Origin of the sequence: Nostoc sp. CHAB 5715 (genome assembly GCF_020829685.1) — a bacterium.
In the GTDB taxonomy this organism is placed as follows: Bacteria; Cyanobacteriota; Cyanobacteriia; order Cyanobacteriales; family Nostocaceae; genus Nostoc.
This window is the reverse complement of record NZ_JAIVFR010001195.1, coordinates 1-2,022: the sequence shown is the minus strand read 5'-3', so window position 1 is coordinate 2,022 and position 2,022 is coordinate 1. Positions and strand designations below refer to the sequence as shown.

Here is a 2,022-nt window from a genome sequence, read left to right as displayed (position 1 = left end):
CAACTTCTAAACTTAAAAGAAGTGTTACTATATCTAGCATGGGCGTTCTGTAGACTGGAAGTTGTCGTTGTGGTAAACAACAACTTTACTACAGAACGCCCTATTTATTTTTGGCGAAGGTATTGTATTAAGTAACACGGAAAAATTAATATAAAAATTGGGTAAACCTCCCCATCTAAAAACGGGGGCTTTTACCCTACCGGGAACAGGCAATGATTGACGAATATAGATATGTAGGATTGGCTTTGATCCCAAGCACCAACAAACATGGAATACTTGTACTATCTGGCAAATGCCAGTCTAACCCTGAGGGTCGTTCAACACCTGCACGCTAGACCCCAGACACCAGTTTCTTTCGTCACCGTAATTCATCAAATTGATGGCTGGGTGGTTAGGATCAAACTCAAAGGTCAAGTTTCGCCCCAAGAAGATGGCGACTTTCGCGCTTTTCTAAATGAATTAGGAATTAGCTACGAGCCGCCAATGAGGGTGCAAATGGCACTTTGGAGTTTGGAAGCCGGACAGTGCCCTGTGGACGTGATGCGTCGGTATCAGGTTGCGATCGTCTCTCATGGTAGCCCAGAGAGAGATGAAATCGAAGCGTTCCGGCAACAATTTGTCCGGGGCTTAGGCTACTGTCCAGAAACTTTGGCGTGATCCTATTTGGTCGTAACGCCACTACAATATTATTGGTCATTGGTAATCAAAATATTTTATCGATTACCGATTAACCATTATCAATTGAAGAGTCGAAAGCTGCCAGAATGTATTCTTGCAGCTTAAACTTGTATCCTGCTGCTGATGAAGTAGCTAGAGCTTCCTGACTTGCTGTAACCGCAGTCAGATTTTTTGATATCCTTTGACAGTAGACAATAGCAACATCAAATCGACAAGAATAATCTGCCTTCTCAGGGCACTGGGCTAAAAACATTCCAGCTGTCCGACAGATTTTTGCTTGCTTTTCTGGGGTGATTGCACTTCTTCCCCCTGCATCCCAACTACCTGAACTGCGGGTTTTGACTTCCACAAATGCTAGTAATGAGTGGGGAGTGGGGAGTGGGGAGTGGGGAGTGGGGTATTCTCCCCTGCTTTCCTGCTCTTTCCCAGTTACTCTATGATATTCAGCAATAATATCGATTTCTCCCCAGCGACTAGAAAAACGACGATGGAGAATTATCCAACCTGTAGATTGCAACCATTGGGCTACTAGGTCTTCTCCTAATTCACCAATATCTGGATAATGAGATGGAGGAAGGTTAGCCATTGACTAAAAATATCATGAATTCTATGAATTCTAGGTTAAGCGATCGCATAACAGGTTCTAAGCTAAACTCATCTCGTACTGAGTTGAGGCGCAACTGTAAAACAGACCATAAGATTTGGGCAAGCATACTCAGCTTATTCCTGTGGGGAATAGTTAGCATCACGACAACTGTCGGTTTTGCTCCCACAGCTTTGGCACTTGAATATAATAAAGAAATTTTGGTTGACGCTGATTTCTCAGGACGTGATTTAACAGATTCCAGCTTTACCAAAGCTAATCTTCGCCAGAGCAACTTCAGCCGAGCTAATTTGAACGGTGTAAGTTTCTTTGCAGCAAATTTGGAGTCTGCGAATTTGGAGGGAGCTGATTTGAGAAATTCCACTTTAGACTCGGCTCGTTTAGTTAGAGCAAATTTGACAAATGCACTGTTGGAGGGTGCTTTCGCTGCTAACGCCAGATTTGATGGTGCAATCATTGACGGGGCAGATTTTACCGATACGCTGCTGCGTTCCGATGAGCAAAAAAAATTGTGCAAACTTGCCAAGGGAACTAATCCCATTACAGGACGAGATACGCGTGACACGTTATTTTGTCCTTAGTATTTTTTAGCTGGGAATTGGGCATTGGGCATTGGGCATTGGGCATTGGGCATTGGTTATTCTCATGAGCGAACTCCGAACATTAAGTAGCAGAAATTCCCCAAATAATTGCAAAATAAATGCAGTTAGTCATTGTTACTAATTGGAAATGCCGACTAC

At 43.3% G+C, this 2,022-nt stretch carries 3 protein-coding genes; 2 read left to right on the top strand and 1 reads right to left on the bottom strand.

Annotated features, from left to right (window positions below; all coding sequences use genetic code 11):
• Positions 1-267: 267 nt before the first annotated feature.
• Positions 268-657 carry a hypothetical protein gene (locus tag LC574_RS37615; protein ID WP_012412259.1) on the top strand — a complete coding sequence of 130 codons (390 nt, stop codon included), beginning with the start codon at positions 268-270 and terminating at the stop codon, positions 655-657.
• A 70-nt stretch (positions 658-727) separates the two neighbouring features.
• Here LC574_RS37615 and LC574_RS37610 read toward each other — a convergent pair whose 3' ends face one another.
• Positions 728-1,264 carry a YraN family protein gene (locus tag LC574_RS37610; protein ID WP_229458696.1) on the bottom strand — a complete coding sequence of 179 codons (537 nt, stop codon included), beginning with the start codon at positions 1,262-1,264 and terminating at the stop codon, positions 728-730.
• A gap of 23 nt (positions 1,265-1,287) precedes the next feature.
• Between LC574_RS37610 and LC574_RS37605 the strand changes: the two genes are divergently transcribed.
• A complete protein-coding gene (locus tag LC574_RS37605) occupies positions 1,288-1,863 on the top strand; it encodes a pentapeptide repeat-containing protein (protein ID WP_229458697.1) in 576 nt (191 codons plus the stop codon).
• The last annotated feature ends 159 nt before the right edge of the window (positions 1,864-2,022 follow it).

Coding starts and splice junctions, on each gene's coding strand:
- LC574_RS37605 (WP_229458697.1), top strand. CDS start 1,288: ATGAATTCTAGGTTAAGCGATCGCATAACAGGTTCTAAGCTAAACTCA.
- LC574_RS37615 (WP_012412259.1), top strand. CDS start 268: ATGGAATACTTGTACTATCTGGCAAATGCCAGTCTAACCCTGAGGGTC.
- LC574_RS37610 (WP_229458696.1), bottom strand. CDS start 1,264: ATGGCTAACCTTCCTCCATCTCATTATCCAGATATTGGTGAATTAGGA.